Raw genomic sequence first — 16472 nt, 5'->3', positions numbered from 1 at the left:
GCGGCCACGTATTAGGCGGAATCGCCGGAACCGGAATTGGACCTTTTCCATTCCATTCTAAATTGTGACATTCCGCCAGACCATTCCCAGTTGTTTGTCAAATACAAAACAGCATACATTTTACGTTTGCTCATTTCACTGATTAAGAAATCAAGTCCGTCCAATAAATCTTCATCGTATTTTCCCTGCTCATACTGCAAAGCCGGACGAACGGTAAAATCGTATTTTCCGCCATCGCCGCCAACTAAAATTCTTAGATTATCGATTCCGTTTTTTTGGAGTAAATCAAGTTCTCTAATTAATCTTTTTCTGTCGCCCACTTTTTTGGATGCCAGTAAACTTCCGTACCAATAATTGGTTCCAATGTAAGCGTAGGGTTTATCACCTTTGTAAAATTGGTTTCCTTTTACAGTGATTTTTTCCTGCGCCTGACAAGCGATTGCGGAGAAAATTAAAGCAAAGCTGAGGTTTTTTAGAAATATGTTTTTCATATAATATTTTTTAGTTGCTAGATAGATGGCACACTGATTTTACTGATTTGAACAGGTGAAAGCAGATTTTTTATTATTTACATTGTTTATAAAATAACCGTGAAAATCCGTTTCATCTGTTAAATCCGTGTGCCATCTAAACACAAGAATTATTTCGGCATTTCATACATTTTCGGCAGGGAATTCAATAATGCCGATTTTGTTTTGGTAGTAAAAGTTTTAAAATCTGCGGCATTTGAAACTGAACCATTCGGAACATAATATCCATCGCTGTTATTGTTCCAAAACATTACATAACTTATCTGAATATCATTTGCTGTTAAAGCATCATATAAATAAGTTGAAAACCAATTTACAACTGGCGGAATTGAACTTGTCACTCTGTAACCAGTTTCGGTTAAAGCGGCGATTTTTACTTTGGTTTTAGCAATGTCAGAGATCATTTTCAGTTTTGCATTGGCTTTACTGGAACCTGTTGCACCTTGATTATTGAAATCTCCGTAATTGTCCATTCCTAGAATATCGACATATTTATCACCCGGATATCGGCTTAAATAACTGCTTTCTGTTGTATATGAATTGTCAGGAGAAAAAGCATATAAAATGTTGTGAACGCCTTTTGTGTTTTTCAAATAATCAACGGTGAATTGATATGCTTGTTTGTATTCATCGGCAGTGCAGTAATTTGCACCCCACCAAAACCAGCTTCCGTCGAATTCATGAAAAGGCCTGAAAATTATTGGAATCAATTCGCCGTTTGAGCCTTTTAAATTTAAAACTACGCTGGCAACTTTATCTAGTTTTTTCTTGTACCATTCGTGATTGGTTCCGCCGGGTAAAATACTTTTAAAAGCCGTTGCTTTTTCCTGTGCCGACATATCGGCGGCATAAAAAGATTCGTCTTTAAAAGGTTCTCTTATATGCCAGCTGAAAGTGTTGATTATACCTTTCGCGTAAGCGGCTTTTACATCGCTTGTAATTTTTACTTCTTGCTGATAAAACCAGTTATCGGCTTGATTATTATTGTTTTTATCGGTAATAAACATGAAATCAGAACCTAAAACAGCAGGATCAAAACCTGTGTTTTTTTTGATGTCTGAATCTCCACCCGCATCCTGATAAAAGCCATTAAAGGCATCTTGCTGACCAATGGCAACTTTAGTTTGTGCTAATCTTTTTAAGTTGTAGAATAAAGCTGTGGTTTCTTTAGTTGCATTTGCATCAACCATATAAGTTGGTGCGTTTTGTGTTGTTAAAGGATCGCTTTGCGTTGGCGGATTTACTATTATTATAGTTTCGTCTTCTTTTTCGTTATCTGAAGAACAGCTTGCAAATACTAAAATCGAGAAGCTTATGCAGGCTATTTTTAATATTGTTTTTTTCATCTCTTATTTTTCGGTAGTTACTGAGTTTTGTTTTAAATACTCTTCTTCTAAAAGAGTGGTAACTTTTACGTCATCAAAATAAATGGTGCCGTTGGTTTGTGCGAGCGCAAGCATAATGCGGACTTTTTTTGCGTCGGCTGGAATTTTTACCGTTTTTTTATAATTCGTCCATTCGGTTGTTCCTTTTACCTGGGCAAAAGTTTCGGATGTAATTTTTTTATCGGTTAAGGTTGTAAACTCTGCAATTGCTGCACCGGCTTTGTAGGCTTCTTTTTGCTCTTCGATACTTTCAGATTTAATCCAAACGCTGAATTCCAGAGCATAAATGTTTTTTGGAATATTTATCGTTTGGTCAACGGCTTTCCATTCGGCACCAACAAACTGATTGATTGCAACACAGCTTTTTCCTGATTTTTTATCATAAGGAGAAATGTAGGCCGCGTCGCTGCCGTTCCAGTTGACAAACTCATATTCAAAACCTGGGTTTTTGACAAGGTTGCCTTGTGCATTTGTTATTGTAGTCAGAAATAATAAACTAAAAAGAAAAAGTGTTTTCATAAGCAATATTTTTAATGCAATTAGTTGATTATTAGTCTAATTTGTAAAATAAGTTTTAACACATAGGAACATAGATTTATACTTAACTTAGAAAAGATTAAAGAAAGAAACTAGTTTCTCAAACATTATGTGTATTAATGCAAGTGAAACGCCTTTGAAGACAAAGAAAAGCTATGTTTCTATGTGTTCAAATTAATTTCACTCAACGATTTTAAAGTTTTTAATCTTTAATTCTCTGAATCAATTCCATACAAGCGCGGCTGTTATGATAAGGACATTTCCAAAATCCTGCTTTGTCTTTTTCTATTAAAGAATAATCTCTGTAAACTCCCCAAAACCATTCGCCATTTTTCAGGTCAAGAATGTATTTTTTTATGAATTTCCAGTTTTTAAAAACGATTTCCAGATAATCTTCATTTCCGGTTAATTGATAAGCATTGTAAAAACCAATTAAGGCTTCGGCCTGAACCCACCAATGTTTTTCGGCAATTAATTCGTTTTTTTCAGGATCAAATTCATACCATAAACCTCCGTCAGAATCTAATCCTTCTTTGGTAACTTCGGCAATTTGAACGGCGTGTTTTCTATAATTGCCAACTAAATTTTCTTCTTCTAAAATCTCGGCACATTGTAATAAAAGCCAAGCCGCTTCGATATCGTGTCCGTATGAAATTACGTCTGGTTTTTCGATCCAGTTTTCATCAAAAAATAAACGAAGATGCCCGGTTTCGGTATTTATAAAATGCTTTTCAATTGTTTGTAATAATTCGATGCTGTTTTTTCGAAGCGTTTCATCTTTCCATACTTTATACAAATTGGCATACGCTTCAATAATATGCAAATGCGTGTTCATTGTCTTTTTTTCGTTGGCATCTTTATCACTCAAACGCAAATCTTCAATAGGCTGCCAATTTCTTGTAAAAGCTTCGAGATACCCTTTATTTACAGGGTCGTAACTGTGTTCCTGAATTTTGAAATATAAATTTTTGGCTATTTCTAGAGCTTTTTCATCTTTAGAAATAGCATAATATTCGGTTAAACCATAAATCGCAAACGCTAAGGCATAGATTTGATTTTTGGTATCTTTCGGTGTTTTATCAACATTAATACTCCAAAACAAACCTCCAAATTCAGCATCATAAAAATATTTTGAAAGAAAATCAAAAGCTCTTTCGGCAATCTTTTTATGATTTTCTTTTTTAGTGACTTGATAACTTGACGAAAATGTCCAAAGAATTCTTGAATTCAAAACAGCGCCTTTTTCGGCATTGGCAATTAAGTGATCGTTAAAATCAATCTGCCCAATAAAACCTTCGTTTTGAGTGTCAAGCGTATGTTTTATCCAATAATTTAAAATAGAATCGAGTTCTGTTGTTAATTCTGTTTTTAGCTGTTTTACAGTTGTACACACGATACTTAAATTGCGTTATTTTTTTCAATTTGATTGATGATCGTTTCTACTGAACCTGCAGAAATAAAAGTGTCTGCGGGAGTATTGATCACATAATCAACTAATTTTTCTACAGAAGAAACAGCAACGTGCATTCTTGTATCTGATGATGCGTAATAAACGTAAACAGTTCCGTCGGTATCTTCGATCCATCCATTTGAAAATAAAACATTTGATACATCGCCAACTCTTTCAATTCCTTCAGGGCTCATAAAATGTCCGGCCGGAACGTGGGTTACTTTCGAAATATCATTTAAATCGGTCATGAACATATACAACGTGTAGCGCAATCCTGCAGCGGTATTACGAACGCCGTGAGCCAGATGCAACCATCCTTTTTCTGTTTTGATTGGGGCAGGGCCAAGACCATTTTTTAATTCGTAAATGGTGTGGTATTGTTTTCCGAAGATAATTCTTTCTTCCTTTACAACCGGATTTGTCATATCGTCAACATATCCTAAACCAATTCCGCCGCCGCTTCCTACGTCAATAAATCCGTCTTGCGGACGTGTGTATAAGGCGTATTTTCCGTTTACGAATTCCGGATGCAAAACAACATTTCGCTGTTGTCCGGTATTTGAAATTAAGTCCGGTAATCTTTCCCAATTTACTAAATCTTTTGAACGTACAATTCCTGCATTGGCTACAGCCGAACTTGTATCGCTTTTTGGTGCTTTTGGATCTTTTCTTTCGGTACAAAAAATACCGTAAACCCAGCCGTCTTCATGGTTGATTAAACGCATGTCGTAGACGTTTGTGTCTGGTTCTTCGGTTTGCGGAATTACGCAGGGTTTGTCCCAAAATTTGAAATTATCTACTCCGTTTGGACTTTCGGCAATGGCAAAAAATGATTTTCTGTCAATTCCTTCTACACGAACTGCCAAAAGATATTTTCCGTTCCATTTCATTGCTCCGGCATTGAAAGCGGCGTTTACGCCAATTCGTTCCTGTAAAAACGGATTTGTTTTTTCGTTTAAATCAAAACGCCAGTTCAACGGAACGTGAGATGCGGTAACAACAGGGTTTTTATAGCGTTGATAAATCCCGTTTCCAGCATTTTCTTCCGGAGTATTTTTTCGTTCGATTAGTGCTTTATGTTCTTTTTCTAATGCTGCTTTTCGATCCAGAAAAGTAGTCGAAGAGGTTATTGTTGTCATTTTTGATTCGGTATCTGATTTATTTTTATTTTGTTTGGTCTCTTTTTTCGTTTAAATCTTGTTCTATCGTTTGCAGTTTTTCTTCAGATAAAGGATAGAATAATATAAAAGCGACTGATATTGCGGCTGCGATTGCAGGAAGTATACTTAACATTAATTGAATTCCGTTTTGGGTTACGGCAGTTTGTTCCACATTGGCTTGGAAACCATAATAACCTAAAAGCCATCCGGTTCCGGCTCCGCCAATGGTCCATCCAAATTTTTGTGACATGGATGAAGCTGAGAAAACCAATCCGGTTGCTCTGCGGCCTTGTTTCCATTCTGAATAATCTGCGCTGTCTGCATACATCGACCAGATTAACGGGAAAATACAGCCTGCACAAATACTGATTAAAACCTGAAAACTCATTATTAGGAGAACATCTTCTTTTCCGAAGAAATAGAATGCTAAACTTAAAATTGAAGCGATTGCCATTGCACCAAAAAAGGTGTTCTTTTTACCCATTTTATTGGCGATAGGAGTAGCGATAATTACACCGATAATATTCGCTGCTTGTCCCAAAACCAAATAAATGGAAGTTGGCGTCATGTGGAAATCTGTTCCAAAAAGCGAGAAATCAAAATTTACGGCACTGCTTACATAATATTTAAAATAGTAAACTGCCGCACCGTCTCTAATGGAGTTGAAAACTAAAGTTCCAATTCCTGCGCCTAATAAAATCCACCACGGTTTATTTTTTAAAAGATCTTTTAAATCTTCTTTTAGGTTTGATTGTTCATTTTCGATAGGTTTCACTCTTTCTTTTGTAAAGAAAAAACAAGCCCAGAAAAATGCTGTTGTAATAACTCCAAAAACAATAATTGTTGCCAGCCAGCCTGTTTTAGAATTTAGGCTTCCGCCGAAATAATTTACAAGTGGTTCAATTAACCAAAGCGCCAAAAGACTTCCGCCAAAAGCGAAAACCATTCTGTAGGATGATAATGTGTTTCTGTCTTTTCTGTCAGATGACATTACGCCTAGAAGTGATGCGTACGGAACGTTGATTAAGGAATAAATCATCATCATTAAGGAATAGGTTACGTAGGCGTAAATTATTTTTCCTTTTTCGTCAAAATCCGGCGTGTAAAAAGTTAAAACTCCAATTACGGCAAAAGGAATTGCAACCCATAAAAGATACGGTCTGAATTTTCCCCATTTAGTTTTTGTTCTGTCGGCAATGATTCCAACAATTGGATCAAAGCAGGAATCCCAGATTCTGGTAATCAAGAACATGGTTCCTACAACGGCAGGTGCCAATCCGAAAACGTCGGTATAGAAAAACAGAAGATACATACTAAAGATTTTCCAGAACATTGATGACGCGGCGTCTCCAAGTCCGTAACCGATTTTTTCTTTTAAACTAATTTTGTCGTGCATTGGTTATTTTTTAAAGGTTGTAAAGTTTAATTTGGGGCAATTATTTTAATGTTTCGTTGTGTTGTTTTTTGACGCGGATAAAACGGATTTACTTCGTAAAAATGCGGATAAAAACAGATTTTATTTTTGAATTCTTTGGCACGCAGATGACGTGGATTTTTAATTCTCAATTTTTAATTTTTTTTAAGTCTTTTTCAAATAAGGTTTTGTCTAGATTGTAATATTCAATGAAATTTTTTTCGCTTAACTGACCTTTGAATGGTGCGTAATAATGCATTTTTTGTTCTTTTTCCTGCCAGCCGTGATTTCGCCATAATAAAACATAGGATATTTTATAATCACCAATGGCTTTTGAAAAAGTTCCTGTCCACCATTTTGGGTCTGGAATTGCTTCGTAACCCGCTTCGGCAACGGCAATTAATTTGTGTTTTTCAAGACCAATTTCGTTTAAAATTTTTAGCTGATTTTGAACTTCTTCTATAAACTTTGTTCCTTCTTTATCATTGTTGTTTTGATAAGAATCGAAGCTTAAAATATCGGCAAAATCATCTCCGGGATAATTCGTTAGAAAATCTTCTTTTGAGCTGAAACTTCCTGTGTTGTAAACGTAAATTAAATTATGTACGCCTTTTTTCTGCAGGTATTCAAATGTAAATTTCCATGCGGTTTTGAATTCTTCAGGAGTGCAATTTCCTTTCCCCCACCAAAACCAGCCTCCGGAAAGTTCGTGATACGGTCTAAACAGAATTGGAATATTTTTTCCTTTTTTATCTTTTAAAGAGAGAAAGAAATTCGCGGCTTTATCTAACCACGAAGTGAATTTTTGATGATTTTCTCCACCCGGTAAAATGGTTTTTAGAGAATTTGGTGTGTTATCCCATGCACTTTTTCCGGTTGCAGGATTATCAAAATGCCAGCTTATCGTTGAGATTCCGCCTCTTTCGTTGGACTCAATAATATATTGTTTCATTTTGGCGAATGGAATTCCGTCTATATTATTAGCATTGTCTTTTTCTAAACCTGCAATGTCCCAGCCGTAAAGAGCTGGATAATCTCCCACAACATCTTTTATGTCGCTTCTTCCGTTTTCATATTTCCAGTTTACGCCGTAGGCTAAGTCATCTTGGTGACCAAAAAGATAACCGTTTTGTGTAAGCTGATTCAGTTTTTTATATAGAGAAACGGTTTCTGGTGTTGCTTTTTTATCTGAAAGTGACAAATTCGTATTACTATTAATAGACTGTGCAGAACATGAAGTTCCTAGTAATGCAGTGGCTAAAAGATTAAAAAAGTATTTTTTCATTTTTGAAAATATTGTTTTTCAGTGTGTTCTCAATTTCTGATTTGAAATTGTCAACTTGTTTCTGAAACTGAATTTGTCTATTTGTGATTCGGTATTGTTTTCCTTATAAAATTATTAAAACTATAAAAAGTTTAAGTATTAAAAATGATTAATGTTTATTATTAATACTGATTTTGTAAAGTTGATAATTCTATTTTTCAAAGATAAATGTATGTTTATAGCGTAATTAATATTATTTTATCAATTATATATCATATTATTGCAGGAAAAAATCAACTGATATCATTTAAAAACAGTTTTAAGAGATGAGTACTGCTAAAAATTTTTATAGAGAAATCGCTCCGCTTTCTGCCGGAGATAGTTTTTTGGTGTTTGACAGAGTTAAAGATAGTTTTGATTTTCCGGTTCATTATCATCCTGAATTTGAGATCAATTTTATTTTAAACGGAAAAGGGGTAAGGCGTGTTGTAGGTGATAATATAGAAGAAATTGATAATGTCGAATTGGTTTTGATTGGGCCAAATTTATATCACGGTTGGGAATTAAATAAATGTACCAATAAAAAAATACACGAAATTACGATTCAGTTTCATAATGATTTATTTCATGAATCTTTGCTGGCCAGACGTATTATGAATCCAATTCGGGATATGTTTAACAGATCTATTCACGGAATTTTATTTTCTAAAAAAACGGCCGAAGAATTGACGCCAAGATTGGTAAGGCTTTCTAAATTAGACGGTATGGACTATTTCCTGGAAATTACTTCCTTATTATATGATCTTGCCAATTCGAGAAATCAGCGTTTACTTTCTACTTATACTGTTGATTATGATAAGTTTGATGATTATGATAAAATGAAATTGGTTTACGAATATGTACAAAAACATTTTGCTGATAAAATTACTTTAGATGATGTGGCAAGTGTTGCGAGTATGTCAATAATTTCTTTTAATCGTTTTATTAAAAAACGTACCGGAAAAACTTTTGTCAATTATATTAATGATATCCGCATAGGATATGCCGCCCGCTGGCTTGTTGAAAAAGATATGAGCGTTTCTGAAGTGGCTTTTAAATCTGGCTTTAATAATATTGCGAACTTCAATCGTAGCTTTAAGGCTATTAAAAACTGCACACCTAGTCAATATCGTGAGGATTTTTCTGGATTAAAACGTATTTTGTAGTGATACTTTTTTTGCACAAATAAATATTATTTTTAACGAAAACGTTTGATTTTTACGATTTCGTTAACTTTTCTTTATAGTTTATGGTTGTTAAGGGTAGCTTCATTGCGAATAATTCAATATTTATATGGTTTTATTTTATTATGTGTTTTTTTAAGGAGATATAGTAAAAATATTATCATTAAATGATGTAATACTATCGATTTGATAATCTCATCTGTTATAGATTTGTTAAATAATTTCGAAGTAAAAGATACCCTTACTGCTGAATTATGAATTGAACAAATTTAAACTAACCAAACACTTATTATGAAAAAACTAATGACTAACTTTATTCATTGGAACGCTAACCACAGAGCGGTTCCTCTGATTTTATTTTTGTTACTGACAAGTAATTATATTGCTGCTCAGGTTAAAGTATCGGGAACGGTATCTGATGAAAAAGGTTTATCGATTCCTGGTGCCAATATTTCGATAGCAGGATCAAAGACAACTACTTCAACTGATTTTGACGGAAAATATTCTATTGATGTTCCTGCAAATGGAACTTTAGTATATTCATTTATCGGATTTAATACGCAAAGAGTTGCAGTTGATGGTAAAAAAACAATCAATGTAATTTTAAAATCAAGTGCTGAGGACTTAAAAGATGTAGTTGTAATTGGTTACGGTACACAAAAGAGAAAAGATGTGAACAGTGCTATTTCCAGTATTAGTTCAAAAGATATTGAAAACCTAAAAGTTGCTTCGTTTGATCAAATGATGCAGGGTAAAGCGGCTGGGGTTGTTGTAAACAGTAACTCTGGTGAGCCGGGAAGTAACGTTTCGGTGAGGATTAGAGGTGTTTCATCTTTAACAGGAACAAACGAACCTTTGTATGTAATTGATGGTGTGCCAATTTCGGGAGATGCAAGAAACTCATCTACTTCTGGAAGAAATGCTCAGGGAAATTCTAACTTTTCTAATAATGGTAATATCACACAAAGCCCTTTAGCGCTAATTAATCCAAGTGATATTGAATCTATTGATATTTTAAAAGATGCTTCGGCAACTGCTATTTACGGTTCTCGTGGTGCAAATGGTGTTGTAATTGTAACTACAAAATCGGGTAAAAAAGGTACTGGTAAATTATCTTTTGAGAATTCTTATACAATAAGTAACCTGCCAAAGAAACTTCATTCAATGAATTTGCAGCAATATGCGGCACATCAAAATGCTTTATCTGCAGTTTATGATCCAACTTCTTACAGACCAGAATTTGCTCATCCAGAACTTTTAGGAAAAGGTACTGACTGGCAGGATGCTATTTATGAAACAGGACTTATGAGTTCAAATCAGCTTTCTTTTTCGGGTGGTAAAGAAGGAGTGAATTATTATATTTCTGGAGGAGTTTTAAATCAGGAAGGTATTGTTATTGAATCTGGATTTAAAAGATACAATTTCAGAGCTAATATTGATGCTAAAGTAAATTCATTTATAAAAGTTGGAGTTAACGTAAGCGGTGCAATTACTGATGAAAAATTAACGCTAAACGGGCAGTTTAACGGAGTTGTGGCGACTTCATTATTAGCAACTCCAGATGTTGCGGTTAGAGAACTTTCGGGAGCTTTTGCCGGCCCGCCTGCTGGTGGAGCAACATCATTTGTTAACCCGGTTGCGACTTCTTTATTAGGGTCAAATACATTGGTTAGAAAAAATTACTCAGGAAATTTCTATACTCAGGTTGATATCGTAAAAGGTTTAGATTATCGTTTTGAAGCAGGTGGTTATATCTATGATAATTTAGGTCAAAGATTTGATCCAATGTATTCGTTAGGTAATGCGGTAAAAAGTTTTGCTAATTTATACTACAATCCATCTACGGGTAATTCATGGAACTTAAAAAACATGCTTACGTATAGAAACACTATTGGCAGACATAATTTTACGATTCTTGCGGTTCAGGAGTCAAACAGAGCACACTGGGAAGGTTATACAATAACAGGTTATGGTTATAAAGATAATAATGATAAATCATTAGCGGCTTCTGATTTATCAAAAGCGGTTACAAGTGGAGTTTATTCAGGAACTCAGACTTTGGCTTCTTATTTAGGAAGGGTTGTTTATGACTTTGGTGATAAATACAGTGTTACCGGAGCAGTTAGAACAGATGGATCTTCTAAATTTTTCGTAGGAAATAAATGGGGTGTTTTTAGTTCTGCGAGCGGTTCATGGAAACTTTCTCATGAGGATTTTATGGAAAGTACAAGAAAGTATGTTGATAATATTAAGCTGAGAGTGGGCTGGGGACAAACTGGTAATAACCAGATTGGTAATAATCTATACGATTCTAACCTGCATTTAATTAATAGTACAATGGGAACGTCTTACCTGCCATCAAATACAGCTAATAAAGATTTGAAGTGGGAAACTCAGGAGCAGACGAATTTAGGATTAGATTTTACAATGTTTGACTCTAAACTTTCTGCAACGATCGATGTGTATCAAAAAGTTTCTAAAGATTTCTTGTATCAGGTTCCTTTGCCAAACTTCCTTTCTGGAGGTGGTGATTATGAAGGTGGTGTAAATCCTCCATCTTTTAACCTTGGAAGTATGAAAAACAGAGGTATTGAGGTTACTCTTAATTATACACAGCAGTTTACACCAAATTTTTCATGGAATGCAAGTGCAAACTTTACAAAATATGAAAATGAAGTTACGAATATGGCGGGCTTAAACATTGTAAAAACAATGGGAACATTGGCTTATAATACGGTAACGGTATCAAGAACTCAGGAAGGTTTACCAATAGGTTCATTTATAGGTTATCAAGCAACAGGAATTTACAGAACAGACGAAGATTTATTGACTTATGGTCACGAAACTGCAGGTGGAACAAGAGTGGTGCTGAAAAACGGAACAAATTCATTATTGCCAAACTTTGTAAAAGGAGATGTTATTTATAAAGATCAAAACAATGATGGTATTATTGACACTAAAGATTTAGTTACGATTGGAAATCCAAATCCAAAATTCACTTACGGATTTACAAACAACTTTAAATACAAAAATGTTGATTTGTCTATTTTCCTTCAGGGAACTGCCGGAAACAAACTGATGAATTTAACTCGTATGTCTGGTACTTTGAATAGTAATTTAGGAACTAATTATTTAACTGATGCTGCTGATTTTTATTCTGCAGATAATTTAGATGCTTCACTGCCTAGACCTTCTGCTTACAATGATATCAACAATGCAGTTTCGTCAAGAATTATAGAAGATGGATCTTACTTAAGAATTCAGAATGTAACTTTAGGGTATTCACTTCCTTCTGACATAATCTCAAAAATAAAATTAACAAGATTGAGAGTTTACGCTTCTGGACAAAACTTATACACTTTTACCAAATATAAAGGATACGATCCTGAAGTTGGTTCTTATAATCAGGATGCATTATTATCTGGTGTTGATAATGGTCGTTATCCTGTGCCTAGACAAATATCTTTTGGTTTTAATGTTGAATTTTAATACGAAATTAATATGAAAAATATAATAAAAAGAGGTGGTGCCGTAGCTTTGACACTACTGATGTTAATATCTTCTTCTTGCTCTCAGGACTTTTTAGATGTGCCTGCAGAAGGAGTACCAACAATAGGAAACTATTACGATTCTGATGTAAAACTGGACAATGCAAGTAATGGACTTTACGGAATTGTTTGGTTTAATATGAACAAGGAAGGCTTTTATGGTATTACAGATGTTATATCTGGTAATATGTATGCGGGGCCTTATAATGAGTTTGGTAAATTTACAGACTTGAGTTTTACGAATTCACAATCTTTTATTGGTGATTCATGGAGATCTTGTTTTGGAGCTGTTGCAAATTGTAACACTTATATAGGTTTACTGCCTCAAAGTGTTGGGCCGGATGTAAGCAGTGAAGCGTTAAACAATGCTTTAGGTGAAATGCACTTTATCAGAGCTTTTTCATATTTCTTTTTGGTAAGATTATGGGGGAATGTGCCTATTATTGAAAACAATGCCGATTATTCTAAGAATTTTGTGATTCCAAGTAATCCTGTAGCAGACGTTTACACTTTTATAGAGAACGATTTGAAATTTGCAATTGCTAACTTAAGATCTAAAAACAGAGGATCTGACTATGCTTCAAATGCACACGTTTCAAGTGGATCTGCAAAAGCGCTATTGGCAAAAGTATATTTGTATCAAAAGAAATATGAATTAGCAAGAGCCATGGCTCAGGAAGTAATTAACAGCGGAGAATTTAAATTATTAGGGGGAGATGAACTTCCAACTAAATCTTTTGCTGACTTATGGCTTCAAAAAAATAATAATAATGAAGAGTCTATTTTTTCATGGCAATGGACAGGTGCAGGAACGTACTTTGAAGGAAACTTTTCTAACACATTATTTGCTCCAGAGAACAGATTGGTAGAAACTTCTTATTCAGGACAAATTGCACCGTCTCAGGATTTAATTCATAATGTTTATGAGCCGGGCGATAAAAGAAGGGCAGAAACATTCATGCTTCCTGGAGATTATTATCCAAACTTAACATATGCACAAACACTTGCAGTAGATTCTCCAAAACTTTTAGGATATACTTTTGAAGAAGAAAACGAAGCTCAGAATTCTGGAGCTGGTTTGAAAAAATATGTAATCGGAAAAGAAAATTTACCAATAACAGGACCATTCAACGCACCATTTAACGGAGAAAGCAGTATGAATAGTTATATGATGCGTTATGCTGAATTATTATTGATTCATGCCGAGGCTATTTTAGGTTCGCAAACCGGAAGCACTTCTGATCCTGCAGCTTTAAAATCATTTAATGCAGTTCGTAAAAGAGCGGGTCTGCCAATAAAAGCTTCAATTTCATTTGATGATATTTTTAAAGAAAGACGTGCAGAATTAGCTTGCGAAGGAGATTATTATTTTGATTTAGGACGTTTGCCATTTGCAAAAGCAAAAGCAATTTTAGAAGCTCAAAACAGAGGAGATAAAGAAACGCCAAAACACATTACAATTTCGGCAACAAATCTTTTACTGCCTTATCCGGCAGATGATTTAATTAAAAATCCAAAATTAACAGAAGTAGCACCGTATACTTTTAAATAATTTTTAAAAATAAAAATATGAAAAATATAAAAATTGTTTCGTTAGCAGCATGCATGGCATGGATGTTATCTTTAATGCTTTTTACTTCATGCTCAAGTGATGACAGCAGTGCTGAGGCTTCTACTGGTGCACCTGTAATAGAATCTGTTATGCCTTCTGGTTATAATGCAGATGGAACCCTTAAACCTTTAACTCCGGTAACATTAGTAGATCCAAAAAACTATTATGTAATTCACGGAAAAGGATTGCTTACCACAAAAAAAGTATACTTTAATGACTTCGATACTTATTTCAGACCAACATTTGTAACAGATACAGATATCATTGTATTGGTTGATGAAGATACGCCTTATGCAAATGCTTCAAATCAGTTAAAGGTTGTTACAGATAGAGGAACTGTTGTTTATAATTTGACAGTTGCGCCTCCGGTACCTACATTTAGTGGTTTTAATTCTATCAATTGTGCAGAGGGTGATCAGGTAATAATAAAAGGTAAATATTTCTTAAATCCTGTAGTTACTTTGGCAGAAACAGCAACACAGCCTGCAGTTCCTGTTACCGTAGTATCTTCAACTTTAGAGCAGATAGTGGTAAAAATCCCGGCAAATGCAAATCACAGATATCTTTCTGTTGCCAATATATCCGGAGCAGCCGTATCAAAAGAAGCGATAGGAACAGCCTTGTATGATGATATATTATATGGTATGCAATGGGGAGGCCCATGGGCAGGCAAAGGTGTTAATTTTGCTTATGACAAAGATTCTTATCAAGGCGAAAAATCATGGCAGTGGGAATTTGGTCAATGGGATGGAGGAAACTGGGGCTTCAATGTCGATTTAACTCCATATAAAGCATTACGTATTGCTATAAAAGGAACAAAAACCGGACGCGTTAATTTTAGTGTAAATGGCGGTGTAAATTATGTTTTACCTGTTACAAGTACATGGGTTTATCTTGAAATTCCTTTTAGCGATTTAGGAAACCCTACAAGTCTTACTATGCTTACCTTCCAGGAATCAAATAATGACGGCGGTAATACGGTATTATTTGATGATATAGGATTCGTATTAAAATAAATAAATTACCGAGTTGAGTTAGTTTAAGATATTCCCTAATTGAAAAGTTAGGGAATATCTTTTTATAATGTCTTTTTAAATTTTATAAAATGAAGAAAATTATTTTAGGATTAGCTTTATGTGTTTCTTTTTTTGGCTTCAGCCAGGGAAATACACATACACAAGCAGCAGGAAAATTTGAAGGTTTAGCCATGACACCGCCAATGGGCTGGAATTCGTGGAATACATTTGCAACAAACATTGACGAAAAATTAGTAAAAGAAACAGCGGATATAATGGTTTCATCCGGATTGGCAGCGGCAGGTTACAATTATATTGTATTAGATGACGGCTGGATGACGAGAGAACGTGATGCAAATGGAGATTTAGTTCCAGATCCCGTTAAATTTCCAAGCGGAATGAAAGCGCTGATTGATTATGTACACAGCAAAGGCTTAAAATTTGGCTTATATAATTGTGCCGGAACGCAAACCTGCGCCGGATATCCGGGAACTCGTGGTTACGAATATCAGGATGCCCGTTTTTATGCTAAATTAGGAATCGACTTTTTAAAATACGATTGGTGTAACACTAAAGGAATAACTGCGCCAGAAGCGTATACAACCATGAGTAATGCATTAAAAACGGCTGGAAGACCAATTGTTTTCAGTCTTTGCGAATGGGGCGATAATCAGCCGTGGGACTGGGGAAAACCTGTTGGAAATCTTTGGAGAATTTCGGGAGATATTTATCCTTGTTTTGACTGCGAATTCAAACATCCTGAAAATTGGTCGTCTTGGGGATTTATGAAAATCGCCGAAATGCGAAAAGACATTCGTAAATATTCCGGCCCTGATCATTGGAATGATTTTGATATGATGGAAGTTGGAAACGAAATGAACGATACCGAAGATAAATCGCATTTTGCTATGTGGTGTATGCTTTCGTCGCCATTATTTACAGGAAACGATTATAGAAAAATGTCTAAAGAAACGCTGGCGATTTTAACCAATAAAGAATTAATCGCCGTAAATCAGGATAAATTAGGAATTCAGGGTTTCAAACATTCAGCAGAAGATGGTTTAGAAGTTTGGGTTAAACCTCTATCAGACGGAAATTGGGCCGTCACTTTTTTAAACAGAAGTGAGGTTTCTAAAAAAATTAATTTCGATTGGAAAAAGAATGCAATAAAAGATGTAGATTTCGGCTATGAAGCTGATTTTAATAAAACTACATTCAAATTAAAGAATCTTTGGACAAATAAAGATTCAGGAAATACGAAAAAGAATTTTACAGCAGAATTAGCTTCACATGATTGCATAACATTAAAATTGTCTCTTTAAAATTTAAATTT

Annotated in this window: 12 protein-coding genes; 5 read left to right on the top strand and 7 right to left on the bottom strand. The window is 34.7% G+C overall.

Annotation, left to right across the window (positions count from 1 at the left end; all coding sequences use genetic code 11):
* Positions 1-11 precede the first annotated feature (11 nt).
* From FLAPXU55_RS24125 to FLAPXU55_RS16635, 7 genes are all read right to left on the bottom strand, one after another.
* Positions 12-491 (bottom strand): glycoside hydrolase 5 family protein, encoded by a 480-nt coding sequence (locus FLAPXU55_RS24125; protein WP_235992077.1) that lies wholly within the window; start codon positions 489-491, stop codon positions 12-14.
* 149 nt (positions 492-640) lie between these two features.
* On the bottom strand, positions 641-1876 hold the full coding sequence (locus tag FLAPXU55_RS16660) for a glycoside hydrolase family 26 protein (RefSeq protein WP_180859576.1): 1236 nt from the start codon (positions 1874-1876) through the stop codon (positions 641-643).
* A 3-nt stretch (positions 1877-1879) separates the two neighbouring features.
* Complete coding sequence (locus FLAPXU55_RS16655) at positions 1880-2434, bottom strand: carbohydrate binding domain-containing protein (protein WP_180859574.1); 555 nt, start codon at positions 2432-2434, stop codon at positions 1880-1882.
* A 220-nt stretch (positions 2435-2654) separates the two neighbouring features.
* Positions 2655-3845 carry an AGE family epimerase/isomerase gene (locus FLAPXU55_RS16650; RefSeq protein ID WP_180859572.1) on the bottom strand — a complete coding sequence of 397 codons (1191 nt, stop codon included), beginning with the start codon at positions 3843-3845 and terminating at the stop codon, positions 2655-2657.
* A gap of 5 nt (positions 3846-3850) precedes the next feature.
* Positions 3851-5041, bottom strand: a complete 1191-nt coding sequence (locus tag FLAPXU55_RS16645) for a glycoside hydrolase family 130 protein (protein ID WP_180859570.1) — start codon at positions 5039-5041, stop codon at positions 3851-3853.
* 25 nt (positions 5042-5066) lie between these two features.
* Positions 5067-6458, bottom strand: a complete 1392-nt coding sequence (locus FLAPXU55_RS16640; protein WP_180859568.1) for an MFS transporter — start codon at positions 6456-6458, stop codon at positions 5067-5069.
* 166 nt (positions 6459-6624) lie between these two features.
* Positions 6625-7761 (bottom strand): glycoside hydrolase family 26 protein, encoded by a 1137-nt coding sequence (locus FLAPXU55_RS16635; RefSeq protein WP_180859566.1) that lies wholly within the window; start codon positions 7759-7761, stop codon positions 6625-6627.
* 305 nt (positions 7762-8066) lie between these two features.
* Here FLAPXU55_RS16635 and FLAPXU55_RS16630 point away from each other — a divergent pair, with 305 nt between their 5' ends.
* The 5 genes from FLAPXU55_RS16630 (at position 8067) to FLAPXU55_RS16610 (ending at position 16461) form a co-directional block, all read left to right on the top strand.
* Positions 8067-8945, top strand: a complete 879-nt coding sequence (locus FLAPXU55_RS16630) for a helix-turn-helix domain-containing protein (RefSeq protein ID WP_053473839.1) — start codon at positions 8067-8069, stop codon at positions 8943-8945.
* 309 nt (positions 8946-9254) lie between these two features.
* Positions 9255-12452 (top strand): SusC/RagA family TonB-linked outer membrane protein, encoded by a 3198-nt coding sequence (locus FLAPXU55_RS16625; RefSeq protein ID WP_180859564.1) that lies wholly within the window; start codon positions 9255-9257, stop codon positions 12450-12452.
* A 12-nt stretch (positions 12453-12464) separates the two neighbouring features.
* Positions 12465-14063 (top strand): RagB/SusD family nutrient uptake outer membrane protein, encoded by a 1599-nt coding sequence (locus tag FLAPXU55_RS16620; protein WP_053473841.1) that lies wholly within the window; start codon positions 12465-12467, stop codon positions 14061-14063.
* Between the two features lie 17 nt (positions 14064-14080).
* Positions 14081-15139 carry a hypothetical protein gene (locus FLAPXU55_RS16615; protein ID WP_180859562.1) on the top strand — a complete coding sequence of 353 codons (1059 nt, stop codon included), beginning with the start codon at positions 14081-14083 and terminating at the stop codon, positions 15137-15139.
* 89 nt (positions 15140-15228) lie between these two features.
* Complete coding sequence (locus tag FLAPXU55_RS16610) at positions 15229-16461, top strand: glycoside hydrolase family 27 protein (protein WP_053473843.1); 1233 nt, start codon at positions 15229-15231, stop codon at positions 16459-16461.
* The last annotated feature ends 11 nt before the right edge of the window (positions 16462-16472 follow it).

Source organism: Flavobacterium panici, assembly GCF_903819335.1.
Classification (GTDB): domain Bacteria; phylum Bacteroidota; class Bacteroidia; order Flavobacteriales; family Flavobacteriaceae; genus Flavobacterium; species Flavobacterium panici.
This window is presented reverse-complemented; position numbering and strand designations above follow the sequence as displayed.